Annotated in this window: 23 protein-coding genes and 1 tRNA gene; 7 read left to right on the top strand and 17 right to left on the bottom strand. The window is 66.0% G+C overall.

Translation table 11 applies throughout. From position 1 onward, the window contains the following. Positions 1 to 13 precede the first annotated feature (13 nt). From E0E05_RS05305 to E0E05_RS05295, 3 genes are read right to left on the bottom strand one after another with little or no spacing between them, the layout of a single operon-like run. Positions 14 to 391 carry a Na+/H+ antiporter subunit C gene (locus E0E05_RS05305; RefSeq protein WP_131615772.1) on the bottom strand — a complete coding sequence of 126 codons (378 nt, stop codon included), beginning with the start codon at positions 389 to 391 and terminating at the stop codon, positions 14 to 16. After that, positions 391 to 810: a Na+/H+ antiporter subunit B gene (locus tag E0E05_RS05300; protein ID WP_131615771.1), complete on the bottom strand. Its 420-nt coding sequence runs from the start codon at positions 808 to 810 to the stop codon at positions 391 to 393. The genes E0E05_RS05305 and E0E05_RS05300 overlap by 1 nt, the downstream gene beginning before the upstream one ends. Before the next feature lie 4 nt (positions 811 to 814). Beyond that, positions 815 to 3,211: a putative monovalent cation/H+ antiporter subunit A gene (locus E0E05_RS05295; protein WP_131615770.1), complete on the bottom strand. Its 2,397-nt coding sequence runs from the start codon at positions 3,209 to 3,211 to the stop codon at positions 815 to 817. A gap of 246 nt (positions 3,212 to 3,457) precedes the next feature. On the opposite strand from E0E05_RS05295, the gene msrB reads away from it, so the two are divergent. Then, a complete protein-coding gene (gene msrB / locus E0E05_RS05290) occupies positions 3,458 to 3,877 on the top strand; it encodes a peptide-methionine (R)-S-oxide reductase MsrB (RefSeq protein ID WP_131615769.1) in 420 nt (139 codons plus the stop codon). Between the two features lie 7 nt (positions 3,878 to 3,884). Here the strand turns inward: msrB and E0E05_RS05285 are convergent, their stop codons facing one another. Both E0E05_RS05285 and E0E05_RS05280 read right to left on the bottom strand, forming a co-directional pair. Continuing rightward, complete coding sequence (locus E0E05_RS05285; RefSeq protein ID WP_131615768.1) at positions 3,885 to 4,298, bottom strand: hypothetical protein; 414 nt, start codon at positions 4,296 to 4,298, stop codon at positions 3,885 to 3,887. Between the two features lie 30 nt (positions 4,299 to 4,328). Next, positions 4,329 to 4,703 carry an SH3 domain-containing protein gene (locus E0E05_RS05280; RefSeq protein ID WP_131615767.1) on the bottom strand — a complete coding sequence of 125 codons (375 nt, stop codon included), beginning with the start codon at positions 4,701 to 4,703 and terminating at the stop codon, positions 4,329 to 4,331. Between the two features lie 208 nt (positions 4,704 to 4,911). Here E0E05_RS05280 and E0E05_RS05275 point away from each other — a divergent pair, with 208 nt between their 5' ends. Next, positions 4,912 to 7,017, top strand: coding sequence for a S9 family peptidase (locus E0E05_RS05275; RefSeq protein WP_131615766.1), 2,106 nt, complete (start codon positions 4,912 to 4,914; stop codon positions 7,015 to 7,017). Positions 7,018 to 7,025: 8 nt separating this feature from the next. Here E0E05_RS05275 and E0E05_RS05270 read toward each other — a convergent pair whose 3' ends face one another. The 4 genes from E0E05_RS05270 to E0E05_RS05255 all read right to left on the bottom strand — a co-directional run bounded on the left by E0E05_RS05270 (position 7,026) and on the right by E0E05_RS05255 (position 10,267). Next, on the bottom strand, positions 7,026 to 7,958 hold the full coding sequence (locus E0E05_RS05270; protein ID WP_131615765.1) for a cytochrome c: 933 nt from the start codon (positions 7,956 to 7,958) through the stop codon (positions 7,026 to 7,028). Between the two features lie 90 nt (positions 7,959 to 8,048). Continuing rightward, positions 8,049 to 8,492, bottom strand: a complete 444-nt coding sequence (locus E0E05_RS05265) for a c-type cytochrome (protein ID WP_131615764.1) — start codon at positions 8,490 to 8,492, stop codon at positions 8,049 to 8,051. Positions 8,493 to 8,652: 160 nt separating this feature from the next. Next, positions 8,653 to 9,255, bottom strand: coding sequence for a superoxide dismutase (locus tag E0E05_RS05260; RefSeq protein ID WP_131615763.1), 603 nt, complete (start codon positions 9,253 to 9,255; stop codon positions 8,653 to 8,655). A 145-nt stretch (positions 9,256 to 9,400) separates the two neighbouring features. After that, positions 9,401 to 10,267, bottom strand: coding sequence for a branched-chain amino acid aminotransferase (locus E0E05_RS05255; protein WP_131615762.1), 867 nt, complete (start codon positions 10,265 to 10,267; stop codon positions 9,401 to 9,403). A 124-nt stretch (positions 10,268 to 10,391) separates the two neighbouring features. Between E0E05_RS05255 and E0E05_RS05250 the strand changes: the two genes are divergently transcribed. Beyond that, positions 10,392 to 11,042 carry a haloacid dehalogenase type II gene (locus E0E05_RS05250; protein WP_131615761.1) on the top strand — a complete coding sequence of 217 codons (651 nt, stop codon included), beginning with the start codon at positions 10,392 to 10,394 and terminating at the stop codon, positions 11,040 to 11,042. Between the two features lie 179 nt (positions 11,043 to 11,221). Continuing rightward, complete coding sequence (locus E0E05_RS05245) at positions 11,222 to 11,950, top strand: L,D-transpeptidase (protein ID WP_131615760.1); 729 nt, start codon at positions 11,222 to 11,224, stop codon at positions 11,948 to 11,950. Between the two features lie 79 nt (positions 11,951 to 12,029). Here the strand turns inward: E0E05_RS05245 and E0E05_RS05240 are convergent, their stop codons facing one another. Then, positions 12,030 to 13,652 carry a helicase HerA-like C-terminal domain-containing protein gene (locus E0E05_RS05240; RefSeq protein WP_131615759.1) on the bottom strand — a complete coding sequence of 541 codons (1,623 nt, stop codon included), beginning with the start codon at positions 13,650 to 13,652 and terminating at the stop codon, positions 12,030 to 12,032. Between the two features lie 162 nt (positions 13,653 to 13,814). Between E0E05_RS05240 and E0E05_RS05235 the strand changes: the two genes are divergently transcribed. Beyond that, positions 13,815 to 14,186, top strand: coding sequence for a DUF2267 domain-containing protein (locus E0E05_RS05235; RefSeq protein WP_131615758.1), 372 nt, complete (start codon positions 13,815 to 13,817; stop codon positions 14,184 to 14,186). Between the two features lie 55 nt (positions 14,187 to 14,241). Next, positions 14,242 to 15,615 (top strand): TIGR03808 family TAT-translocated repetitive protein, encoded by a 1,374-nt coding sequence (locus E0E05_RS05230; protein ID WP_131615757.1) that lies wholly within the window; start codon positions 14,242 to 14,244, stop codon positions 15,613 to 15,615. Here E0E05_RS05230 and E0E05_RS05225 read toward each other — a convergent pair whose 3' ends face one another. Further along, the gene (locus E0E05_RS05225; RefSeq protein WP_131615756.1) at positions 15,616 to 16,620 is read right to left on the bottom strand and encodes an asparaginase; all 1,005 of its coding nucleotides are present in this window, start codon (positions 16,618 to 16,620) and stop codon (positions 15,616 to 15,618) included. Positions 16,621 to 16,709: 89 nt separating this feature from the next. Here E0E05_RS05225 and E0E05_RS05220 point away from each other — a divergent pair, with 89 nt between their 5' ends. Next, complete coding sequence (locus E0E05_RS05220) at positions 16,710 to 17,444, top strand: DUF3750 domain-containing protein (RefSeq protein ID WP_131615755.1); 735 nt, start codon at positions 16,710 to 16,712, stop codon at positions 17,442 to 17,444. Here the strand turns inward: E0E05_RS05220 and E0E05_RS05215 are convergent, their stop codons facing one another. The 6 genes from E0E05_RS05215 to cysD form a co-directional block, all read right to left on the bottom strand. Continuing rightward, on the bottom strand, positions 17,445 to 18,959 hold the full coding sequence (locus E0E05_RS05215; protein ID WP_131615754.1) for a phosphomannomutase/phosphoglucomutase: 1,515 nt from the start codon (positions 18,957 to 18,959) through the stop codon (positions 17,445 to 17,447). Between the two features lie 156 nt (positions 18,960 to 19,115). Continuing rightward, positions 19,116 to 19,192, bottom strand: a tRNA-Pro gene (locus tag E0E05_RS05210). A gap of 143 nt (positions 19,193 to 19,335) precedes the next feature. Next, positions 19,336 to 21,264, bottom strand: a complete 1,929-nt coding sequence (gene dxs, locus E0E05_RS05205; RefSeq protein ID WP_131615753.1) for a 1-deoxy-D-xylulose-5-phosphate synthase — start codon at positions 21,262 to 21,264, stop codon at positions 19,336 to 19,338. Between the two features lie 260 nt (positions 21,265 to 21,524). Further along, the gene (locus E0E05_RS05200) at positions 21,525 to 22,880 is read right to left on the bottom strand and encodes an NAD(P)H-dependent oxidoreductase (protein WP_131615752.1); all 1,356 of its coding nucleotides are present in this window, start codon (positions 22,878 to 22,880) and stop codon (positions 21,525 to 21,527) included. A gap of 63 nt (positions 22,881 to 22,943) precedes the next feature. Continuing rightward, entirely contained in the window at positions 22,944 to 24,863 is a 1,920-nt protein-coding gene (gene cysN, locus E0E05_RS05195) for a sulfate adenylyltransferase subunit CysN (protein WP_131615751.1), read from the bottom strand. Continuing rightward, entirely contained in the window at positions 24,863 to 25,765 is a 903-nt protein-coding gene (gene cysD, locus E0E05_RS05190; RefSeq protein ID WP_131615750.1) for a sulfate adenylyltransferase subunit CysD, read from the bottom strand. Before cysD ends, cysN begins: the two co-directional genes overlap by 1 nt. Positions 25,766 to 25,767 lie beyond the last annotated feature (2 nt).

Here is a 25,767-nt window from a genome sequence, read left to right as displayed (position 1 = left end):
CGGTTCCTGCGGTTCAGTAGCCCAGCGGCGGCAGCGGTTCGCCACGCGGCTCGGCGTCGCGCATGGCCTCGGTGTCGTCGGTGCCGAGCTCCTGATAGGAGCGCATCACCAGCACGAGCAGAAAGGCAAACAGCGAAAAGGCGATGACGATCGCGGTCAGCACCAGCGCCTGCGGCAGCGCGTTGGCCGCCCCTTCGGCGGGAAGGTACCGGCCATCGGGAATGATCGGCGGCACCTCGCGGGTGATCCGTCCCATCGCGAAGATCGTCAGGTTTGCGCCGGTCGACAGCGTCACCGTGCCCAGCAGGATGCGGATGATGTGCTGGGACAGCATCAGATAGATCGAGACGGCAAAGTAAAGGCCCGTGAGGACCGCGACGGCGACTTCCATCAGTCACGCTCCCTTTCTTCGAGCGCCAGCGCGATCGAGGTGATCGAACCGAGCACGACCAGATAGACGCCGATGTCGAAGATGAGCGTCGTCGACAGCTTGAGTTCCATGCCGAACACCACCGGATAGATCCACAGGCCCGTCATGTAGGGCACGCCGACGAACGGCGAGAACAGACCCGCGATCGCCGCGACGAACAGGCCGAATCCGGCGATCGCCATGGGATGATAGCGGATCGCCCGCCGCACGGGCGAGACGCCGCAGGCGATACCGTAGATGGCGAGCGCGGACGCGGCGATCAGACCGCCGATGAAGCCGCCGCCGGGCTCGTTGTGGCCGCGCAGCAGCACGAACACCGAATAGAGCATCATCAGGGCCGTCAGATAGGGCGCGGTCGAACGGAAGATCAGCGTACGCATCGGCTCACTCCTTCACCGCGCCGGCCGGCTCGCGCGGCATCGCCGGAGCATCGGGGGCCGGCGCCGAGGCAGCGGCCGGCGACGGCGCGCTGCCGAGCGACCGCTTCGGCACGATCCGCAACAGCGCCAGGATCGCCAGGCCGGCGACCATCACCACGCCGATCTCGCCGAACGTATCCACGCCACGGAAGTCGACGAGGATCACGTTGACGATGTTGCGGCCCTGGGCGATCGAATAGGAATAGAGGTTGAAGAATTCGGTCAGCGTCCGGTCGAACGGCGTTTCTAGCACCTGCAGCAGGATGAAGGTCAGCGCGACGCCGCACGCGATCGCGACGACGCCGTCGAGGATCGTCTGCGCGAGCGAGCGATGGTCCTGCGGCGACAGGCGCAGCCGCGTCATCGCCAGCGCCAGAATGACGACCGTCAGCGTCTCCACCATGAACTGGGTGAACGACAGGTCGGGCGCGCCCATCAGCATGAACAGGATCGCCACGGCGAAGCCCTGGATGCCCAGCGAGACGATCGCGGTGAGCCGGTTGGAGGCATAGACGACGGCGATCAGGCCGATCGCGGCAATAATGAATACGGCCCATTCATAGAAGGTCAGGACCGGGAAGGCGGGGATGGCCGGCCACTCGTTGGCGGCGAACATGGTGCGGAACAGCCACAGCGCCAGCAGCACGAAGGTGGCCGTCATGTAGAATTCCATCTTGCCGTTCTGCAGCGTCCGCGTCATCGAGACGGACAGCCGGACAAGCCCCCGCATGAACTGATCGAAGCCAAGATCGGGGCCCCACCCGATCGCGGTGAGCGTTGCGGCCATGGCCCCGCGCAGCCGGCCGATCGCGAGATAGAGCACGATGCCGAGCGCCACGGTGACGACCGACAGCGTCAGCGCGATGCCGGGCTTGGGAATGATCGAGATGGTGATCTCGAGCGGGGTGCCCGCGACGGCCGAGGCCATAGGGCTCGAGATCAGCGCGTGGAAGAGCCCCGACCACAACGCCGCGGCAAGACCGACGATCGCCAGCACGACCGGGCCAGCGAACATCAGCAGCGGCGCCTCGTGCGCCTGTTTGGGCGTTTCGACCTTCTGGCCGAGGAACGGCTTGAGCGCGACCGCGAAGCCGATCACCAGCATCAGCGCGTTGCCCACGATCGCGACGGCGGTGATGAAGATCGACCAGGGATCGGATGCGGCGATGCCATAGTAGATCTCTTCCTTGGCGAGGAACCCGACGAAGGGCGGCAGGCCGCCCATCGACAGGGCGGCCAGAATGGCCGCGCCGAAGGTGATCGGCATCGCGGCCATCAACCCGCCGAGCCTGGTGACGTCGCGCGTGCCGGCCTCATGGTCGACATTGCCGGCGACCATGAACAGCGCCCCCTTGAAGAGCGAATGAGCGACCAGATAGAGGACGGCGCCCTCGATCGCCTTTTCCGTGCCGAAACCGGTCAGCATGACCAGAAGGCCGAGCGAAGCGACGGTCGTATAGGCGAGCATCAGCTTCAAGTCGGTCTGGCGCACGGCGAGCAGCGTGCCGACCAGCAAGGTGGCGCCGCCGAACAGCGGCAGGATCGTCTCCCATGCGACCGTCTCGCCGAGCACGGGATTGAGGCGCATGACCAGATAGACGCCCGCCTTCACCATGGTCGCCGAATGCAGATAGGCCGACACTGGCGTCGGCGCTTCCATCGCGTTGGGCAACCAGAAATGCAGCGGAAACTGCGCCGATTTGGTGAAGGCGCCGCCGAGGATCAGCAGCAGCGCGGCCAGGTAGAACGGGCTCTCGCGGAGCAGGCCGTCGGTCGCCAGAAGCAGCGAGAACTCGCTGACGCCCGTCACGTTCCAGATCACGATCAGGCCGGCCAGCATGACCAGCCCGCCGCCGCCGGTGACGACCAGCGCCTGCATGGCGGCGCGGCGCGAGCGTTCGTAATTGTGCTTGAAACCGATCAGAAGGAACGAGGTGATCGAGGTCAGTTCCCAGAACACGAAGAACATGAAGAAGCTGTCGGAGAGGACCAGCCCTTGCATGGCGCCCATGAACATCAGGATGAAGGACAGGAACCGCCCCTGCTGCGGGTCGCCCTTCATGTAGCCGCCGGCATAGAGCACGATCAGCGTGCCGATCCCCGAGATCAGCAGCGCGAAGGTCAACGACAGGCCGTCGATCAGCCAGGAGAAATTGACGTTGAAGGACGGGATCCACTGATAACCGCCCGTTACGCGGCCACCGTCGGAAATCTCGGGCAGAAACCCGGTGAAATGGACGAAGATCAGCGCCGGTACGAGCGCCAGCACCCAGGCGGCGTTGTGCCGGAAGACCTGAACCAGAAACGGTGCAAAGAGTGCCGCCAGGAAGGGCGCAAAGAAGGCAAGAAACGTCAGATCCATCGGGTCTTGGCGCAGGTTGTCTTTTTTGCGGGGGACAAAAAAGCGGCGTGATTGTCGTAAATTGCGCCGGATTTAGGCGGGAAGAAATGGGCTGGCAAGACGCCGCACCTCCGATTTGGCCGATTTCCGCATGAATCGCGACGAATTGCCCCCTCATGGCCGAAACGGCTTGCTTTGCCCCACCCTGCCTTCTCTTGCCGCCGATTGCCAGCACGCCTATCTACTCGGCGATAACGGAGAGGCCCAATGACCACGACCAAGACCGCGCCGAAGATCGTCAAGTCGGACGCCGAATGGCGCGCCCAGTTGACGCCCGAGCAGTACAAGGTGACCCGCAAGCACGGCACCGAACGCGCCTTCACCGGACCGAACTGGGACACCAAGGATGCCGGCCTTTATCGCTGCGTGTGCTGCGACAAGCCGCTGTTCCGCTCCGAAACCAAGTTCGATTCCGGCACCGGCTGGCCGAGCTTTTTCGCGCCCGTCGATGACGAGGCCGTCACCGAGCACAAGGACCGCTCGTTCTTCATGGTGCGCACGGAAATCCGCTGCGCGGATTGCGATGCCCATCTGGGTCACGTCTTCAACGATGGTCCGCAACCGACCGGTCTTCGCTATTGCATGAACGGTGTGGCGATGACGTTCGAGCCGGACGAAAAGGGCTAGCCGCGCCTCATCTGCCAATCACAAGGCGGTCGCGGCGAATCCAGCCAACGACCCTTCGGCCCGTTTCGGGCGCGCGCGTGAACGTCTCGCACCAGAACGAGGATATCGCCGGGAAACTCTTGCCGCCCCAGGCGTAGGGATGCACCGGCGAGTGGCCGTAGTCGGCGGTGCAATGGCCGGTGACCAGCACCGCGCCGCCGGCCGGGGTGATACCAATCTGCTGCGAGCCACGGAAGGGCATCTTGCGGATCGGCGCCGGCGCCGCGCCCGGTGCAGAACCGATCGTGCGGATCGAGTAGCTCGGCGCGACGGAAGCGGACGGAACGATCTGCGTCGCGATCGGCCACGATGCGTCCGCATGAGCCGCTGGCGTGATCGAGAAGGCCGCGAGAGCCGCAAGGGCCACGTGCCTGAGATGCATTGTCGCCTCCATCGTCTTTCGCGCCGCCGCCTAGCGGGCCGGCTTCATGTATTTCATGTAGACCCAGCCGGTCGTGTACCTGCCGTTGCGGGCCGGGTCGTGCCAGATTTCGCACCAGCGGTACCGCACGACCTGGCGCTGCCGGACATCATCCAGTGCGGTGATCCGGCCGAGCAGGTCCGGTGCGCCCTTGCAGCGGCCGGTCATCGAGAGGACCGTGCCGTTCGGGTAGGCGGTCTGCTTCTGCGAGTAGCTGGCCGGCCACTTGCGTGCATTGAGGACGTCGCCCCAGGGAACGTCGGTCACCTCCCATGCGAAGAAGGCGCCTGCCTGCGCAGGCAGGCTCGAAAAAGCCAGGCCTGTCGCGGCAATCAGGGCGGCGAGTGCAGTGGTTGCGCGGGTCATCGTCGGTCTCCATGCGATTGCGTCGATCTGCACGAAGAATGCGGCTTGCGGCTTGAACCGGCGGTGACCCGACCGTTCACCCGGCGTTCAGCGCGCGGGGATCGACGCGCCTCTACGCCGCGCCCCGAACTTTCCGCCGGACGGCGATTGCATTTGCGTCACAGCATCGTACCTAAGCGGCCAACGCACACGCCCGCCGGAGACCTTCATGCCGCACCCGTTCACGACCGACCAGACACCGCCATCGGCCGAAAGGCGCCCGGTCTCCGACACGCGCCACGGCATCACGCGCACGGACGAGTACGCGTGGCTGCGGGCCGACAACTGGCAGGCCGTCTTCAAGGACCCCGGCGTGCTGGAGGCCGACATCCGGGCTCACCTTGAGGCCGAAAACGCCTACCAGAAGGCGCTGATGGCCGACACGGAGGCTCTGCAGAAGACGCTGTTCACCGAAATGAAGGGCCGCATCAAGGAAGACGACGAAACCGTGCCGGCGCCCGACGGGCCGTGGGCCTATGGTTCCTCGTTCGCAACCGGCGGCCAGCAGCCGCGCTTCTTCCGCGTGCCCCGCAATGATCTTGACGCGGAACGCACGATCCTGCTCGATGGCGACAAGGAAGCCGAGGGCAAGGACTATTTCCGTCTCGCCGGCGCCGACCACTCGGCCGATCACGCGCGGCTCCTGTGGACCTATGACGACAAGGGCTCGGAGTATTTCACCGCGCGCGTGCGCGACCTGTCGACCCTTGCCGATCTCGACGACATGGTCGAGGACACGTCGGGCAACGGCGTGTTCGATGCGGCCGGCGACGGCTTCTTCTACACCAGGATGGACGACAACCACCGGCCCTCGAAGCTCTACTACCACAGGCTGGGCACACCGCAGAGCGATGACCGCCTGATCTACGAGGAGGCCGATGCCGGCTTCTTCATGGGCGTCGGATCAAGCCGCCTGAACGATTTCATCTACGTCAACATCCACGATCACGAGACCAGCGAATTCCGGCTGATCCGGGCCGATGCGCCCGGCAGCGAGCCGGTCATCGTCGAACCGCGCGTGACCGGCGTCGAATACGAACTCGAGGAAGGCGGCGATGTCTTCTTCATCGTCACCAACGCCGACGGCGCCAAGGACTTCAAGATCATGACCGCGCCGGTGGACGCGCCGCAGAAGGCCAACTGGACCGAGATTGTGCCGCACGAACCGGGCCGACTGATCCTCAAGCACCAGGCCTACAAGCGGCATCTGGCCTGGCTCGAACGCAAGGACGGGTTGCCGCGCATTGCAATCATGGACCGCGCGAGCGGCGACATCCATCACATCGCCTTCGAGGAGGAGGCCTATTCGCTCGGTGTCCAGGGCAGCCACGAATACGACACCGACGTGATCCGCTTGTCCTATTCGTCGATGACGACGCCGAGCCAGGTCTTCGACTACAACATGGCCACCCGTGAACGCACGCTGCTGAAGACGCAGCAAGTGCCGTCCGGCCACGATGCCGACGCCTATGTCACGCGCCGCCTGCAGGTGCCGGCCGATGATGGCGAACTGGTACCGGTATCGCTTGTGATGAGGAAGGACACGCCGCTCGACGGATCGGCGCCGTGCCTGCTCTACGGTTACGGCTCCTACGGCATCGCCATTCCCGCATCGTTCAACACGAACTGCCTGTCGCTGGTCGATCGCGGCTTCGTCTATGCGATCGCCCATATCCGGGGCGGCAAGGACAAGGGCTTTGCCTGGTACGAGGCCGGCAAACGGCAGGACAAGGCCAACACGTTCAAGGATTTCGTGGCCGTGGCGCGTCATCTGCCGGCCGAGGGGTACACGGCGCCGGACAGGCTCGTCGCGCAGGGCGGATCGGCCGGCGGCATGCTGATGGGCGCGGTGATGAACATGGCACCCGAGGCGTTCGGGGCGATCATCGCCGAGGTGCCGTTCGTCGACGTGCTGACCACCATGCTCGACGACACGCTGCCGCTGACGCCGCCCGAATGGCCCGAATGGGGCAATCCGATCGCCTCGCAGGCCGACTATGCGACCATCGCCGCCTATTCGCCCTACGACAATGTCGCGGCCCTGCCCTATCCGCCGGTGCTGGCCGTCGCCGGGCTGACCGACCCGCGGGTGACCTACTGGGAACCGGCCAAATGGGTGGCGAAACTGCGCGCGATGGCGCCGCAGGGCGGGCCATACATGCTCAAGACCAACATGGGCGCGGGCCATGGCGGGGCATCGGGACGCTTCTCGCGGCTCGAGGAGATCGCCGAGGTCTATGCCTTCGCGCTGAAGGCGGTCGGGACGGCCGATTGAGGCGATGGCTATGGCGCGTCCGGCAGCGCCGGGATCGCCTTGAGATAGGCCGCGATGGCGGCGCGGTCGTCGGCGCTGACATTGGCGAAGTTCTTGACCACGGCGGCCATGGTCGAGCCCATCGAATCGAACTCGGGCGTGAAACCCGATTCAAGCCCGTAGACGAGATCGTCCTCGGTCCAGCCGGCGACACCGTCCTCGTGCGGGGTGATGTTCGGAATGCGTCCCTCGCCTTCGGGGTTGGGCGCGCCGGCGAGCCAGCGGCCCGTGTCCATCGCGCCGGCCCAGTTGCGCGGCGTGTGGCATTCGCCGCAATGGCCGGGCCCCTCGACCAGGTAGCGGCCGCGCAGCAATTGCGCATCGTCATCGAGCGCCGCATCGGCGACCACCGGCTCGTCGGACAGATAGGCCCGCTTCCACAGACCGATCCCGCGTCGCAGATTGTAGGGAAAGGTCAGTTCGGCGCGCGCGACCTGCGGGCCGTTCTCCACCGGCGGCAATGACTGCATGAACGTCCACAGATCGGCCAGATCGTCGAGCGGCATCTTCGCATAGGACGCATAGGGGAACGCCGGATAGTAGTGCCGTCCGTCCGGCGCGATTCCGCGTGTCATGGCGTTGGCGAAATCGGCGAAGCTCCAAGAGCCGATGCCGTCCTCGCGATGCGGCGAAACGTTCGGCACGCCGAACGTGCCATAGCGGCTCTCGAGCGGCGCGCCGCCGCCAAGTTCAAGCCGTGCGTCGCCCTCGGCATCCGAACCGGCATGGCAGGAGGCGCATCCACCGGCCCAGAAAAGCGCTTCGCCATTTGTCAGGTCGGGCTCATGGCCATCGACGGCCGCCAGGCGGTCGGCGGGCAACGGCTGCGGCATGGTCAACCACCAGAAGCCGATGACGCCCGCGATCACCAGCAGGCTCAAGACGATCAGAACTCGGCGCATGGCTCCCTGCCCTGTTCACGCAAGCGAACGGGCGGCACGGATGCCGCCCGGCCAAGATGGAGCGCGACCCGGACGGGCCGCTCCGATCGATCAGTTCTCGGGAACCTGATAGACCTCGTGGCAATCGCCGCAATTCTCGGCCATCGCACCGAAGACCGGACGGAAGGCGTCCAGGTCGGCAGGCGCGGCTGCGACGGCGGCTTCGGCATCCTCGACGAACGCCGCCACGGCGGCATCGAAGCCCTCGCGGTCGGTCCAGATTTCCGGCTTGGCGCGCGTGTCGCCGCCGGTCTCGGTGCCTTCGGGGAACAGTTCGCCGAACCGGGCGGCATCGTCGCGGATCGAAACGAACGCTGCCAGCGCGGCCTCGGCGTCATAGTCGGCCTGGCCACGGGCCATCGGAACCAGGACGCGCATCGCCTGTCCATTGTCCTTCATGATCTGCTGGCGCTCCTCGATCGGGTCCTGCGCAAGCGAGGCCGTCACCCCCATCGCCAACAAGGTTGCGGCGGTCGTCACTGTTCTTAGAAACATATGGCTCTCCGGTATCGTGTCTTGCAGCGCGCACAGGCCCGCTGAAGAGAGCAAATGGTCGCCGCGCTTCAAAATCAAGTCGCGAAAGCGTGAACAGTTTGTAACAGGAAAGCCCGGGCAGTGCCCGGGCTCTCCGAATTTGTATATTTCTTTCAGGTGTTTACGCCGTGGCGCTTTCGTAGCGTTCGAGCACGTAATCCCAGTTGATCAGATTGTCGACGAACGCCTCGAGATATTTGGGACGGGCGTTGCGATAGTCGATGTAGTAGGAGTGCTCCCACACATCGACACCGAGGATCGGCTCGGCGCCGTGCACCAGCGGGTTCTCGCCGTTCGGCGTCTTCATGATTTCCAGCTTGCCGTCCTTGACCGCGATCCAGGCCCAGCCCGAACCGAACTGGCCGACGCCGGCCGCGATGAAATCGGAGCGGAACTTGTCATAACCGCCAAGGTCGCTGTCGATGGCGGACTGCAGCTTGCCCGGCAGCGAGGTGCCGCCGCCGCCCTTCTTCATCCATTTCCAGAAATGAATGTGGTTGTAGTGCTGGCCGGCATTGTTGAACAGGCCGGGGTTCTTGCCATGCGACTGCTTGACGATCTCCTCGAGCGGCAGACCGTCCATGCCGGCCTCGGCCGCCAGCTCGCTGCCCTTGGTGACATAGGCCTGATGGTGCTTGTCGTGGTGGAATTCGAGCGTTTCGCGCGACATGTACGGAGCGAGCGCGTCGTAATCGTAAGGAAGGTCGGGAAGTTCGAAAGCCATGTGTCGGGGTCCTCTCCGTCGGATGGTCGGACATGCGCCGGGCCTCTGGCGGGCGGGCAAATCCTGATCGGTGATGTAGACTTAAGTCGGGCTCCGGGCAACCATCGGCGATCCGATTTGAGGGTCGGATCGCCGCTTGCGATCGTCAGCCGCGCGCCCATTCCCAATAGAGTTCGCGCGCCTTCTGCCCGACCGGACCGGGTTGCAGTTCCCGATCCTTGATCCTGATAACGGGCACCACCTTGGAATGGTTCCCGGTCGAGAAGATTTCGTCGGCGTCCATGAAATCGTCGATGGTCAGGGTCTTTTCGACCGTCTTGAAGCCATACTGCCACAGAAGATCGATGATGCGGGCGCGGGTGATGCCGGCGAGGAAGGTCCGGTTCGGCGCCGGCGTCATCACCTGACCGTCCTTGACGATGAACACGTTCGACGTCGCCGTCTCGCAGATATTGCCGAGCATGTCGCGCACGAGGCAATTGTCGAAGCCGCGCGCCTTTGCTTCCATGATCGCGCGGCCATTGTTGGGATAAAGGCAGCCGGCCTTGGCGTCGGTCGGCATGGTTTCGACGGTCGGCCGGCGGAACGGGGAAACGGTCACGGAAAAGCCCTTGGGCGTGATCATCGGCGCTTCGAACAGGCACAGGGCGAAGCGCGTCGACGAGGGATCAGCCGGCACCGACATGTAGCCGCCGTGCTCGGCCCAGTAGGTCGGGCGGATGTACACCGCCGTCTCGCCGTCGAAGCGCTTGATGCCCTCGAGCGTCAGCGACACCATCTCGTCGGCTTCCATCGTGGGCTCGAGCCCGAGCGCGCGCGCCGAGGCGTTCACCCGTTCGCAATGCAGGTCGAGATCGGGCGCGACTCCCTCGAACCAGCGCGCGCCGTCGAACACCGACGAGCCGAGCCATACGGCATGCGTGCGCGCACCCATGATCGGCACGTTGCCCTCGTGCCAGTCGCCGTCGACATAGGTCCAGGTTGCGCTCTGGGCGGGGGGAATGGTGGCCATGCATCGCTCCTTCGATACGGACGATCCGACTTGGCCGGTTTTGCCCCCAAGGTCAACGCGGATGACGGCTTGACGCGGCGAGCGTTTCGCCGATGATGCCCGCGCCTTCAACGCAGCGGATTCCATGACCCCGACCGGATATGTGTTCGACGCCTACGGCACGCTGTTCGACGTGCACGCGGCGATGCGCGCCAACGCCGGCGCGCTCGGCGACAAGTGGGAAGCGATCTCGGCGACCTGGCGCACCAAGCAGCTCGAATATTCCTGGGTGCGCGGCCTTATGGGCAGCTACACCAGCTTCTGGAGACTGACCGAAGAAGCGCTCGACCATGCCCTCGCCCTGCACCGGATCGACGATCCGGCCCTGCGCAACACGCTGCTCGACGCATACTGGACGCTCGACAGCTATCCGGACGTTCACGAAACGCTTGAGCGGCTGCGCAAGGAGGGCACGCGGATCGCGATCCTGTCGAACGGCTCGCCCGACATGCTCGCCGCGGCGGTCGAGTCGGCGCGGCTCGGCGAACTGGTCGACGACATGTTCTCGATCGAGGCCGTCAAGGTGTTCAAGACCGCACCGGAAACCTATCGGATGGTCACCGACGCCTGGGACTGCAAGCCCAGGAAGGTCGTGTTCGTGTCGGCCAACCGGTGGGACGTTGCCGGTGCCGCCAAGTTCGGTTTCCACGCGATCTGGATCAACCGGGCCGGCCTTCCCGACGAGTACTCGAACTATGCGCCAAGCCGCGTTGTGGCGACCCTTGCCGACCTCTGAGCAGTTCGAAACGTGATCGCGGACGCCGGACGCCCTGTTGCAGCTTTGCAACGCTTCGTTCCAAACCCGCCAATCGGGCTCACAGACACGTGAAACCGGGGTGTTTCACGTCGACCGCATATTCCAATGGTTCGGTGCGTGGCGTAGCAGAGGCTGGGGTTTTCATCATGGGGTCCGTCATGATTCTTTCATCGCGCCGTCAATTCTTGGGGTTCGCCGCCGCCGCGCCGCTGGCTGCCGTGGCCGGATGCACCCAGACGGCGCCGCCCGAGGGCGGCACCACGCCCCGCCCCACCATCACCGGCGCGATGCCGTTCGGACCCGAGCCGCGCTTTCCGCCGTTCTCGGAAATGTACGGCCAGAAGAACGATGACGGGTTCACGATTCCGGCCATACCCTATGAGCGCGTGCCCGAGCGCTATCTGCGCCAGGTCGTGCGCGACACGACCGGCGAAAAGCCCGGCACGGTCGTCGTGGAGACCCGCAATCACTACCTCTACCTGACTCTCGGCAACGGCAACGCCATCCGCTACGGCGTCGGCCTCGGCCGCGAGGGCTTTGAATGGTCGGGCCGCGCCGAAGTGGGCCGCAAGGCGCGCTGGCCGCGCTGGTTCCCGCCGGCGGAAATGATCGACCGCGAACCGGATCTGGAAAAATACCGGGCCAGCTACAACGCCTCGACCGGCATCTGGGAAGGCGGCATGGAGCCGGGCATCATGAACCCGCTCGGGGCGCGCGCCCTCTATGTCTATCAGGACGGCAAGGACACGCTCTACCGGCTGCACGGCAATCCGGTCTGGAGTTCGATCGGCCAGTCCGTCTCGTCGGGCTGCGTGCGCCTGATGAACCAGGACGCGATCGACCTGCATTCACGGGTGCCCGAAGGCACGCCGATCGTCGTGCGCTGACGACGACCACCGACTTCGCCGGGGACGGGCGAAAGGGGACGCTGCGGCGTCCCCTTTTCATTGCGCAATGGTCACTGCGTCAGCGGCCGCGCTTGATGCTTCCCAGGATGCCACGTGCGATCGCGCGGCCGAGTTGGGTCGAGACGGACCGGGCCAGCGACTTCAGTGCCGCTTCGGTGACCGTCTGGCGCTTGTAGCTGGTACGCCGGCGCCGGGGGCTGCTCCCCTTGCGCGACGACGAGCGGCGCGAACGCCGGCTCGGATAGCCATGTTCATAATCGTCGTCGTCCGGAAGGCGCCATTGGGAACGGGCATTGCGCTCGCGGGCCTCTTCCTCGCGTTCGCGGCGCTCCTCCTCTTCCTCGCGCCGGCGCGCCTCCTCTTCCCGACGCGCATCCTCCTCGGCGCGGCGGGCGAGCATCTCGTACGCCGAATCCCGGTCGACCGCCTCGTCATACTGGCCCATCACGGGGCTCAGCTTGACGATCTCGGCACGCTCATGGTCCTCCAGCGGCCCCAGGCGTGAGGACGGTGGACGGATCAGCGTGCGCTGGACGATACCGGGCACGCCCTTGGTCTCGAGCGTCGACACGAGCGCTTCGCCGACACCGAGCCTTGTGATCGTCTCGAACGCATCGAAATCGGGATTGGGACGGAACGTGTCGGCGGCCGTCTTGACCGCCCGCTGTTCGCGCGGGGTGTAGGCCCTGAGTGCATGCTGGATGCGGTTGCCGAGCTGGGACAGGACTGTGTCGGGCACATCGAGCGGGTTCTGGGTGACGAAGAAGACGCCGACCCCCTTGGACCGGATCAGCCGGACAACCTGTTCGACCCGGTCGAGCAGGATCTTCGGCGCCTCGTCGAACAGAAGATGCGCCTCGTCGAAGAAGAAGACCAGGCGCGGCTTGTCCGGGTCGCCCACCTCGGGCAGTTCCTCGAACAGTTCAGACAGCAGCCACAGCAGGAACGTCGCGTAAAGGCGCGGGTTCATCATCAGCTTGTCGGCGGCCAGAACATTGATCGCGCCGCGTCCGTCCGGCGTCGTGCGCATGATGTCGGCGATGCGCAGCGCCGGCTCGCCGAAGAACATCTCGGCGCCCTGCTGCTCCAGCACCAGAAGCTTGCGCTGGATCGCCCCGATCGACTGGCGGTTGACGCTGCCGTAGCGGTGCGACAGGTCGCGGGCGCGCTCGCTCATGTTGGACAGGAGCGAACGCAGGTCCTTGAGGTCGAGCAGGAGCAGGCCCTCCTCGTCGGCGATCCTGAAGGCGATGTTGATCACGCCTTCCTGAGCATCGGTGCAGTCCATCAGGCGCGACAGAAGGAGCGGTCCCATTTCGGAGATTGTGGTCCGGATCGGGTGGCCCTGCTCGCCGAACAGGTCCCAGAAGATGACCGGGAACTCCTGCATCTCGTAGGGATCGAGACCGATCGTCTTTGCCCGCTTGACGAGAAAATCCTTGGCCTCTCCCATCGCGGCGATGCCCGACAGATCGCCTTTGACGTCGGCGCAGAACACGGGCACCCCGGCGTTGGAAAAGCCCTCGGCCAGAATCTGCAGCGTCACCGTCTTTCCGGTACCCGTCGCGCCGGTGACCAGCCCGTGCCGGTTGGCGTATCTGAGCTGCAGGTGTTCCTTCTGCTGGATCGAGTCGTCCGGCTTTCGGCTCGTGCCGATATAGATTGCTTCGTTGTCGCTCATCGTCGCCCCGTCTGATCGTCCCCCTATCGCCTATAGTCACGGCGCACGACCGCGACAATGCCGGCGCGGGCGAATTTGACGGGCCGTCCTCGACCCGCCCTTGCAACGGGCCTGCCGATCTGCCTATGACGTAAACGTCAAAATTCGCGCCCGGAGGCATTCATGGACGAACTGATCAACCGCATCACCACCAGCGTCGGCATCGACGCCGACAAGGCGGAAAACGCCGTCGGCATGATCCTGGGCTTTCTTCAAAGCGAAGGACCGCAGGACAAGATCGCCGAAATGCTCGATGCGATGCCGGGCGCGCGTGACCTGATCGAGAAGGCCGGCGGCGGTGGCGGCGGCATGCTCGGCGGCATGATGGGCGGCGGCGTGATGGGCCTTGGCTCCAAGCTGATGGGTCTCGGGCTGGGCATGGGCGAGATCTCCGGCATCTCCAAGGAGACGATCTCCTATGCCAAGGAACAGGCCGGCGACGAGCCGGTCGACGAGGTGATCAACTCGATCCCCGGTCTCAGCCAGTTCGTCTGAGACGGCGGCCTGACGGCACGATGCTTGCACCGGTCTCCCCGAGAGGAGACCGGGCATGCAACGACGGGCATTTCTGACCCAATTCGGCACCGGGCTGGCCGCGCTCGCCGCGAGCCGTCCCGCTCTGGCACAGTCGGCACCGCAGGGCTTGTCGCTGGCGGAACTGCGCGGCTCGACGAGCGCGCTCGATTTCGACGTGCGGCCCGGCGCGCTCGACAACCAGTCCACCGCCTTCCAGCGCATGCTGGACGAGACCGCCCGGCGCGGCATTCCCGTGTTCCTGCCGGCCGGCACCTATGTGATCTCCAACATCAAGCTGCCCGACGGGGCAATCGTCGCCGGCGTGCCGGGCCGGACGCAACTCGTCTATGGCGGGGACGGCCATTTCCTGTCCGGCCAGACGCTGCAGCAGGTCCGCCTGTCGGGATTGGTGATCGACGGCGCCAACCGGTGGACCGGCGCGGGCACGGACGGGCTGGTCGATCTGCGCGGCGTGACCGAAGCGACGCTCGAAGACCTGACGATCCGCGGCGCCGGCCAGGACGGCATCCATCTGGAACGCTGCGGCGGGCGCGTCGCCGATTGCGCGATATCCGGCGCGGCGCGCTTTGGGCTTTTCGCGGTCGAGAGCACCGGGCTCACCATCCGCGACAACCGGATCGAGGCCTGCGCCAATGGCGGGATCATCGTGCATCGCTGGTCCGAAGCCCATGACGGCACGATCATCGCCAACAACCGCATCGCCGATATCGGCGCTGCCAATGGCGGCACCGGCCAGTGGGGCAACGCGATCAACCTGTTCCGGGCGGACGATGTGCTGGTGACCGGCAACCGGATCGAGGGCGCGGCGTTCTCTGCCGTGCGCGGCAATGCGGCGCGCGGCCTGCAGGTGATCGGCAACAATTGCCGGGCGCTCGGCGAAACCGCGATCTACTCCGAGTTCGGCTTCGAGAACGCGGTCGTTGCCGACAACCTGATCGACGGCGCGGCCAACGGCATTTCGGTGACCAATTTCAACGATGGCGGGCGCGCGGCCACCGTTTCGGGCAATGTCATCCGCAACATCGTGGCAAGCGGCCCCTACACGCCCGACGCACCCGGCTTCGGCACAGGCATCGGCATCGAGGCGGACACGACGGTGACCGGCAACATGATCGAGGGCACGGCCCTGTTCGGCATCAATGTGGGCTGGGGGCCCTATCTGCGCGACTGCGTGATCTCGTCGAACGTCATCCGCGATGTCCGGATCGGCATCGGCGTTTCCGATGCGCCCGGCGCGGGTCAGGCGCTGATCAGCGCAAACGTGATCGCGGCCCGCAACGGCGCCATCCGGGCCCATCGCTGGGCGGAACTGTCGTCCGGCGAACTGGTCGGGGCGCGGCGCGGCGTGCCCGGCAACATCGTGCTCGCCAACAACCGGATCGCCTGATCAGGCGGGCTCGACCGCCCTCACCGCGCCGACCTCGACACCGTTCCAGTCGCGCACCGGCGCTCGGGCGAACGGCGCAAGAGCCGGCGCCAGATCGTGACCGGCGGCGAGCGCGCGCATGAGCGCCGCGGCAACCGCCACTTCGGCGGCGCGCGTCGCGCCATCATCGCATTTGAGCGCGAGCGCCAGCCCGGCCTCCGGCACGGTCGCGACGTAGACCCCCTCGGCCCCGGTCTTCACATAGACGCGTCCGCCGCACGCGGACATCAACTCGGTGCACAGGCGGTGCGGCCCCGCCACCATCTCCGGTTCGGCCATCGCGGCGCGCATCAGCCGTATCGCCGCGTCGGCACGCTGCGGCTCCAGGCCCTGCCCGGTCGCCAGACGGGCGAAACCCCGCGCGAACGCATCGAGTGGCAGCGCATAGGTCGGCGCCGAGCAGCCGTCGCGGCCGCACGTGTCCGGGCCGAGCGTGGTTCCGGCGACCGCGTCGATGGCGGACCGGACCTGGCGCTGGATGTCGGCGTCCGGATCGAGATAGTCGGCCGTCTCGAGGTCCTGATGAACACAGGCGCACAGAAACCCCGCATGCTTGCCCGAGCAGTTGTTGTGTGCCCGGGTCGGCTCATCGCCGGCGCGCGCCATGGCGACCAGTTCCTCGCGCCGGTTGAGCGGCCAGTGTGGCCCGCATTGCAGATCGGTTTCATCGAGGCCGGCCTTGCCGAGCATCGCCAGCGCGGTCTGCACATGGATCGGCAGCGACGAATGGGAGGCGCAGGCGAGCGCCAGTTCGCGGTCAGACAGGCCCAGCGCGTCCGCCGCACCGCTTTCGATGAGCGGCAAGGCCTGCATCAGCTTGAGCGCCGAGCGCGGATAGACGGGCTCTTCGACATCGCCTGAATGGAACAGCACGGCGCCGTCGGCATCGATCGCGACCACACGGCCGCGATGAACGCTCTCGACCCGTCCGCCACGCGTGACTTCGGCGATCACCGGATTGGCCATCTGCTCTCCTTGTCGGTACCGGGTCAGGAACGCATTTTGACCCCAATCGCCGGCCTTATTCTCCGGGTCCGCAACAGGCAAGGGTTCGCATGCGCGTCGCCGCACTCGCCATCGTCATGGTCTTCTTCCTGCCGCTCGGCTCGGCGACGGCATGGTGGCTGTCGGTCGACCGGCCTGCAAGCTGGCGCGAGGCGGACTGGTCGGCCAGCGGCGTGTTGCCCGATCCGGCAGCGAGCCCGGATGCGGCCATCTATGTGATGGCGGCCCGAACCGGCGGGCTGAAGGGCGCGGTCTCCGTTCACAGCTGGCTGGTGGTCAAGCCGGCGGGCGCCCGGCGCTATGACCGCTACGACAAGGTCGGCTGGGGCCGGCCGGTGCGCGTGAACGCCTATGCCGCCGACGCGCGCTGGTATTCGAACGCCCCCTTCGTGGTCAAGGCCGTGCATGGGGCAAAGGCGGCCGCGCTGGTGCCGGCCGTCGAGGCGGCGATCGCCGCCTATCCGCATGACGGACGCGGCGACTACCGGATCTGGCCCGGGCCGAACTCGAACAGCTTCGTCGCCCATGTCCTGCGCGCCGTGCCCGAACTCGACGCGGTGCTGCCGCCGCACGCGGTCGGCCGCGACTATCTCGGCGACGGGCCGCGCGTGCATGTCGACGCCGACGGCCGCGACGTGCATTTCTCGCTCTATGGCCTTGCAGGGCTTTCGGCGGGCCTGCCCTCGGGGCTCGAGGTGCATCTTCTGGGCCAGGCGCTCGGCATCGACCTTACCCGCCCGGCCCTGAAGCTGCCCGGCATCGGCCGCATCGGCATGGCACGCTGATCACAGCGTCTGGTTGTAGGCGCCGACCTCGTCGTTCTCGCGCAGCACGGCGTCGACCGCCTCGAACATCTCCACCTTGCGCTGTTCGGAGACCGGGCTTTCGACGACCACGACCAGTTCGGGCTTGTTGGAGGACGCCCGCACCAGACCCCAGGTGCCGTCGTCGGCGACGACGCGCACGCCGTTGACGGTGACCAGTTCGGCGATCGGGTGGCCGGCGACCTGTTCGCCCTTCTCGTGCATGTCCGTGAACCGCTTGATGACGCGGTCGACGACCTCGTACTTGATCTCGTCGTCGCAATGGGGCGACATGGTCGGCGAGCCGTAGGTCATGGGCAGTGCGTCATAGAGTTCGCCCATCGACTTGCCCGGATTGCGGTCGAGCATCTCGCAGATGGCGATCGCGGTGACCAGCCCGTCATCATAGCCGCGGCCGATCGGCGGATTGAAGAAGAAGTGGCCGGACTTCTCGAACCCGGCGATGGCGCCCAGTTCGGTGACGCGGCGCTTGATGTAGGAATGGCCGGTCTTCCAGTAGTCCGTCGTCGCGCCGTTCCCGGTCAGCACCGGATCGGTCTTGTAAAGGCCGGTCGACTTGACGTCGGCGACGAAGACGGCGTCCGGGTTGAGCGCGGAGATGTCGCGCGCCAGCATCACGCCCACCTTGTCGGCGAAGATCTCGCGGCCGGCGCTGTCGACGACGCCGCAGCGGTCGCCGTCACCGTCGAAGCCGAGCCCGACATCGGCGCCATGTTCGAGCACCGCGTCGCGGATCGCGTGCAGCATCGTCATGTCTTCGGGATTGGGATTGTAGCGCGGAAAGGTGTGATCGAGCTCGACATCGAGCGGGATCACCTCGCATCCGATCTTCTCGAGCAGTTGCGGCGCGAACGCGCCGGCCGTGCCGTTGCCGCAGGCGGCGACGACCTTGAGCTTGCGTTCGATATGGTGGCCCTCGGCCAGATCGTCGAGGTAACGCTCGCGGAAGCCTTCGATGTGCTCGTAGGTGCCCCCGCCGGGCAGGTCGAAATCGCCCGAAAGGACGATCTCGCGCAGCTTGCCCATCTCGTCGGGGCCGAAGGTAAGCGGGCGCTCGCAGCCCATCTTCACGCCGGTCCAGCCGTTTTCATTGTGCGAGGCGGTGACCATGGCGACCGACGGCACGTCGAGGGCGAACTGGGCGAAGTAGGCCATCGGCGTGACCGCCAGCCCGATATCCTTGACCTCGGCGCCCGCCGCCATCAGCCCCTGCGTCAGCGCCAGCTTGATGCCCAGCGAATAGGAGCGGAAATCATGAGCGACAACGATCTTCGGGCCGGCGCCGAGCCGCCTGATCAGCGTGCCCAGCCCCATGCCGAGCGCCTGGATGCCGAGCAGATTGATCTCGGGTGGCTTGTCCGAGCCGGGATGGCCGAACCACCAGCGCGCGTCATACTCGCGAAAGCCGGTCGGCTTGACCAGCGCGGTCGTCTCGAAAGCATAGGTGTTGGGCTGAAGATCGGCGACCGGCTTCATGGCGGCTCCTTGCGCGGACGGGACGGGCGAGTGCCATGGGGATAGACGCAAACGGGCGGGCGCGGCAACCGGCAATCGCCGCGGTGGCGGACCGCGCCGCGGTCAGATCGACCGGCCGGGTGGGCTGCGATCGGCCATCGGCGGCGGGCTGGAAGATGGTCGGAGTGGCAGGATTCGAACCTGCGACCCCCTCGTCCCGAACGAGGTGCGCTACCAGGCTGCGCTACACTCCGGCCCGTGCCGCCGACGCGACCGCGCTCATGTAGACCAGCAAATGCGGTTGAGCAAGAGACGCCGAAAGCGCACGCCAAGGATTTTTCGCGCGGTCCCGGCCCCGAGGTGCGCGGCGACTGCAGCAAGCGTGTGGCGAACGCGATCAGGCGATGCTGGCGCCGCCCTCCTGCGCGATTTCCTCGCGCCCGAGCGCGCCGAAGACGGCCTTGACGATGCCGTCGGCGTCGAGACCCGCAACCTCGTACATGCGGTCGGGCGAAGCCTGGTCCATGAACCGGTCCGGCAGGAACAGGGAGCGGTATTTCAGGCCGTTGTCGAGCAGGCCCTCGTTGAACAGGTGCTGGGCGACGAACGAGCCGAAGCCGCCGATCGAGCCCTCCTCCACGGTGATCAGCAGTTCGTGGTTGCGCGCGAGCTGTTCGATCAGAGCCGTGTCGAGCGGCTTGGCAAAACGCGCGTCGGCAACCGTCGCCGGCAGTCCGAACCCGTCGAGCCTTTCGGCCGCGAGCAGGGCATGCTTGAGCCGGCCGCCAAGCGACAGGATGGCGACCTTGCCGCCCTCGCGCATGATCCGGCCCCTGCCGATCTCCAAGACCTCGCCGCGCTCGGGCATTTCGACGCCGACGCCCTCGCCACGCGGATAGCGGAAGGCGAGCGGCCCCTCGTCATACTCGGTCGCGGTGCGAACCATGTGCTTGAGTTCGGCCTCGTCGCCGGCGGCCATGATCACGAAGCCCGGAAGGCAGCCCAGATAGGCGATGTCGAACGAGCCGGCATGGGTCTGCCCATCCGCTCCGACAAAGCCCGCCCGGTCGATCGGGAACCGCACCGGCAGCTTCTGGATGGCCACGTCATGGACGACCTGGTCGTAGGCGCGCTGCAGGAAGGTCGAATAGATCGCCGCGAACGGCTTCATGCCGTCGGCCGCCAGACCGCCGGCGAAGGTCACCGCGTGCTGCTCGGCGATGCCGACATCGTAGGTGCGGTCGGGGAACGCCTTCTCGAAGATGTCGACGCCGGTGCCCGACGGCATCGCCGCCGTGATGGCGACCACGCGGTCGTCATGTTCGGCCTCTTGCACCAACGCCTGGCCGAAAACCTTGGTGTAGGACGGGGCGTTCGGCTTGGCCTTCGCCTGGGCGCCGGTGATCACGTCGAACTTGGCGACGCCGTGATACTTGTCGGCGGCCTGTTCGGCCGGTGCGTAGCCCTTGCCCTTCTGGGTGACGGCATGGATCAGGATCGGCCCGACCTCGGCGTCGCGCGCATTGCGCAGGATCGGCAGCAGGTGGTTCAGATTGTGCCCGTCGATCGGCCCGACATAGAAGAAGCCCAGCTCCTCGAACAGTGTGCCGCCGGAGAAGAAGGTGCGGGTGTATTCCTCGGTCTTGCGCGCCTTGTCCTGAATGAACTTCGGCATGCGCTTGGAGAACTGCTTGGCGGCCTCCCTCAGGCCGATATAGGTGCGGCCCGAAACGAGCCGGGCGAGATAGGCGCTCATCGCCCCGGTCGGCGGGGCGATCGACATGTCGTTGTCGTTGAGGATGACGATCTGGCGGGCATCCATGTGGCCGGCATTGTTCATGGCCTCATAGGCCATGCCCGCCGACATGGCGCCATCGCCGATCACCGAGATGACGTTGCGCGCGATGCCCTGATGGCGCGCCGCCTCGACCATGCCGAGCCCTGCGGAAATCGAGGTCGACGAATGCGCCGCGCCGAACGGATCATATTCGCTCTCGGCGCGCTTGGTGAAGCCGGACAGGCCGTTTTCCTTGCGCAGCGTGCGGATGCGGTCGCGGCGACCGGTCAGGATCTTGTGCGGATAGCACTGGTGGCCGACGTCGAAGATCAGCCGGTCATGGGGCGTGTTGAAGACGTGATGGATGGCGATCGTCAGTTCGACCACGCCAAGCCCGGCACCCAGATGTCCGCCGGTTTGGGAAACAGCGTCGACCAGTTCGGCGCGCAGTTCCTCGGCAAGCTGCGGCAACTGGTCGTCGCTGAGCGCGCGCAGATCGGCGGGCGTGCGGACCGTGTCGAGAAGTGGCGTTTCAGGTCCGGTGCTCATGATCGTTGCCTCCCGTGCCGCAGGGTGTTCCGGCCGTTCCGATGATGCGACATCCCGATGTGTCAAGTTTGATTGTCACTTCTGTGCTTTCCGATGTCAATCCAAATTGACAGTGCGGATTTCAGCGGTTTCGCCATGAAATGGCATAACATGGCATCATGAGGACGATCACGCCCAATGGCCCGAAAAGCGGTTCGGTTCCAGCGCCTTTTCGTCGCGCTCCGGTAATACCAGAGGCCTACCTGCATGAAAGGAACCAGCTATTCGGCGGGCACGGCCCGGGCCGGGGCAGGCGCGGGCATCATCGCGTCCTGGCGGGCACGCAGTTCTGCGATCCGCGAGCGGGCGCTTGGCCTTGAATTGTCCCAGGTCAGCAACTGGCCCTTGCCGATCGGCGCGATCGCCGTGCCGCGTTCGAGCAGACCGCAGGGCACGGCGTTTGCCGAAGCGGCGTCCTCGGCGGTCATGGTGAAGGACCGGTAGCAGAACTCGCCAACCGCGCCGAGCGTCTCGCCGGCGGCGATGTCGCGCTTGGCGACGGCGCAGACTTCCGCGACCCGACGCGGCAGCGGCACCATGTCGGGCTTGCCGGTCAGCATGATCCGCGCGGCGGTCAGCGGCACCTCGAGCGAGGTCAGGTGATAGGGCCGGTGGAAGGTAAAGTAGGGCCCCTCGCCCATCTTCAGATCGGCCATCCGCTCGTGGATGCGCGGGTGCTCGGCCTTGATGACGACGAAGACCCCGGGCGAGACGCCCTTGCCGATCGAATAGTCGACGCAGCCCGGTTTCGACAGCACGCCGCCATCATCCTCGGGGATCAGCACCGAGGCAAGCTGGTCGACGGTGGCGCGCGGCCCGTGCATGCCCGGCACGTCGGGGACGAGGCCCGTCGCGTTGGCGATGGCGGCCATCTCGACCATCGTCTTGGAACCGTCGACGAACTCGACCAGCATGCGGACGTTCATGTTCCGGCGGTCGGCCTCGTCGCGATAGTCGTCGGGATGGGCGAAGAAATCGAGCGGGTTGTTCTTGCCCTTGCCGGCCGAAACGACCGAATGGCCCATGGCGGTGACGAACTCGATGATCTCCATGCAGGACGAAGGCTCGTCGCCCGCGCCGAGCGTATAGATGACGCCCGCCCTGTCGGCCTCGTGTTTCAGATAGGGGCCGATGCACACGTCGCACTCGACATTCATCATGATCAGATGCTTGCCGAACGAGATCGCCCGCATGCCGATGTCGGCGCCGGCTTCGGGCACGCCGGTCGCGTCGACGACCACGTCCACCAGATCGTGCGAAAGGGCGAGGTCAAGATCGTCGGTCACGGCGATCCGGCCGGCTTCGATCGCCGCGGAGGCGGCGTCATGGCTGGCGGCGAACCGGGTCCGGCCCGCCTCGCCATAGGCCATCCGGCAGCCTTGCTCGGCCCGGCCCGGGGTGCGCTCCATCACCGTCGCCACCTCGATGCCGTCCATCATGGCGACCTGGGTGAAGATGTCCGTGCCCATCTCGCCGGTGCCGACCAGGCCGATACGGATGGGGTTGCCGGTTTCCGCACGCTTGCGCAGTTCGGCGGCAAGCCCCGTCAGGGCGACGTTCGGCGGTGAGAATGACATGCGTGCTCCCATTTGGCGCATTGTTCGCCAAGCCGGAGCGATAACGCAAGTTGGCCGAAACGACTAGATGCCGGCCGCCGCAATGATCCCGCGCCTTGCGAGTTCGGCGATCACCAGATCGGCTGCCTCCTGGGCCGTGAGAGCCGTCGTGTCGATGCGCAGGTCGGGCTGTTCGGGCCGTTCATAGGGCGAGCCGATGCCGGTGAAGTTGGCGATCTCGCCGGCTCGGGCCTTGGCATAGAGACCCTTGGGGTCGCGCGCCTCGGCCACCTTAAGCGGCGTGTCGACATGAACCAGGAAGAACTCGCCATCGGGCACAAGGCTGCGCGCCATGCGCCGTTCGGCCCGGAAGGGCGAGATGAACGAGACGAGCGTGACGAGTCCGGCCTCGGTCATCAGCCGCGCCACCTCGGCGATGCGGCGGATGTTCTCGACCCGGTCGGTGTCGGAAAAGCCAAGATCCCTGTTCAGCCCGTGCCGCACATTGTCGCCGTCGAGCAGCATGGTGTGGACCTGCGCCGCCGCCAGCCGCGCCTCGACCAGATTGGCGATGGTCGACTTGCCCGAACCCGACAGGCCGGTGAACCAGACCACGGCGGGCCGATGGCCCTTCAGCGCGGCGCGAGCCTGCCTGTCGATCTCGGTCGCCTGCCAGTGGATGTTGGCGGACCGGCTGAGCGCGCGGTGGATCATGCCCATGCCGACGGTTGCGTTGGTCAGCCGGTCGATCAGGATGAAGCTGCCCGTGTCGCGGTTGTCGGCATAGGCATCGAACGCGATCGGCCGGTCGAGCGTGACCGCGCACACGCCGATCTCGTTGAGCGCCAGGTTGCGCGCCGGTTCGGTGGCGAGCGTGTTGATGTCGACGCGGTGGTCGGGCGCGCCGATCGTCGCCTGCGCCGTACCGCCGGCGGTCTTGATCCAGTAGGACCGGCCCGGGAACATCTTCTCATCGGCCATCCAGAGGATCGTCGCCTCGAACCGGTCGCCGGTCTGCGCGGGCGCTTCGGACGCAACGAGCATGTCGCCGCGCGAGACGTCGATCTCGTGGGCGAGGGTCAGCGTCACCGATTGGCCGGCGATGGCCTCGGCGCGCTGCTCGTCCATGGTGACGATGCCGGTCACGGTGCTGGTCAGCCCCGAGGGCAGAACGGTGACGGGGTCGCCGACGCGCACAGAGCCGCCGGCGATCTGGCCGGCAAAGCCGCGGAAATCGAGGTCGGGTCGGTTGACCCACTGAACGGGCAGTCGGAAGGGCGCCGCAGCGCGAGCGTCCTCGACCTCGACCTGCTCGAGATGCTCCATCAGGGTCGGGCCGTCATACCAGGGCATGGCGGCGCTCGGCGCGATGACATTGTCGCCCTCGAGCGCGGAGATCGGGATCGCGGTGATATCGAGGTCTTCGCCCAGCGCACGGGCGAGAAGCGCATATTCGCGCTCGATGCGGCGGAAGACGGCCGGGTCATAATCGACCAGATCCATCTTGTTGACGGCGACGACGATATTGCGGATGCCGAGCCGTGAGACGATGAACGAATGGCGTCGCGTCTGTGTCAGGATGCCCTTGCGCGCATCGACAAGGATGATCGCCAGATCAGCCGTCGAGGCGCCGGTGGCCATGTTGCGCGTGTACTGTTCGTGTCCGGGTGTGTCGGCGACGATGAACTTGCGCTTTTCGGTCGAAAAGAAGCGGTAGGCGACATCGATGGTGATGCCCTGCTCGCGCTCGGAGGCCAGCCCGTCGACCAAAAGCGCCAGATCGGGCCGGTTTCCCTGCGTGCCGAGCCGGCGCGAGTCGTTGTAGAGCGCGTCGAGCTGGTCCTCGAAAACGAGCTTTGACTCATAGAGCAGCCGGCCGATCAGCGTCGACTTGCCGTCGTCCACCGAGCCGCAGGTCAGGAAGCGCAGCAGCGACTTCTCCTCGTGCGCGGCGAGATAGGCGGCGATGTCGGAGGCGGCCAGGTCCGAAACGTGATGGGCCATCAGAAATAGCCTTCCTGCTTCTTCTTTTCCATCGAGGCGGACTGGTCGTGGTCGATCGCCCGGCCCTGGCGTTCGGACGTGGTCGTCAGCAGCATCTCCTGGATGATGTCGAGCAAGCTCGTCGCCTCGCTCTCCACCGCGCCGGTCAGCGGGTAGCAGCCGAGCGTGCGGAAGCGCACCATCCTGGTCTGCGGCACCTCGTTCGGATGCAGCGGGATGCGGTCGTCATCGACCATGATCAGCATGCCGTCGCGACTGACAACCGGGCGCGGCGCGGCGAAATACAGCGGCACCAGTTCGATGTTCTCGCGGTGGATGTAGAGCCAGATATCGAGCTCGGTCCAGTTGGACAGCGGGAAGACGCGGATCGATTCGCCGGCGCGCTTTCTGGGATTGTAGAGCGACCAGGGTTCGGGCCGCTGGTTCTTCGGATCCCAGCGATGATCGGCGGTGCGGAACGAAAAGACGCGCTCCTTGGCGCGAGATTTCTCCTCGTCGCGCCGCGCGCCGCCGAAGGCGACGTCGAACCTGTGCTTGTCAAGCGCCTGACGCAGCGCCTGGGTCTTCATGATGTCGGTATGGACCGACGAGCCGTGCGTGAACGGATTGACGCCCTGCGCCAGCCCTTCGGGATTGGTGTGAACGATCAGTTCCATGCCGGTCTCGGCCGGCAGACGGTCGCGGAAAGCGATCATTTCGCGGAACTTCCAAGTGGTGTCGATGTGCATCAGCGGGAACGGCGGCAACGAGGGATAGAACGCCTTCTTCGCCAGATGCAGCATGACCGCCGAGTCCTTGCCGATCGAATAGAGCATGACCGGGTTCTCGGCCTCGGCCACCACTTCGCGCATGATGTGGACAGCTTCGGCTTCGAGACGGTCGAGATGCGACAGCGTGGACATGG

Source organism: Roseitalea porphyridii, from assembly GCF_004331955.1.
GTDB classification, from domain to species: domain Bacteria; phylum Pseudomonadota; class Alphaproteobacteria; order Rhizobiales; family Rhizobiaceae; genus Roseitalea; species Roseitalea porphyridii.
Note: the sequence above shows the minus strand (reverse complement) of the source record. Positions and strands in the feature narration are given on the sequence as shown.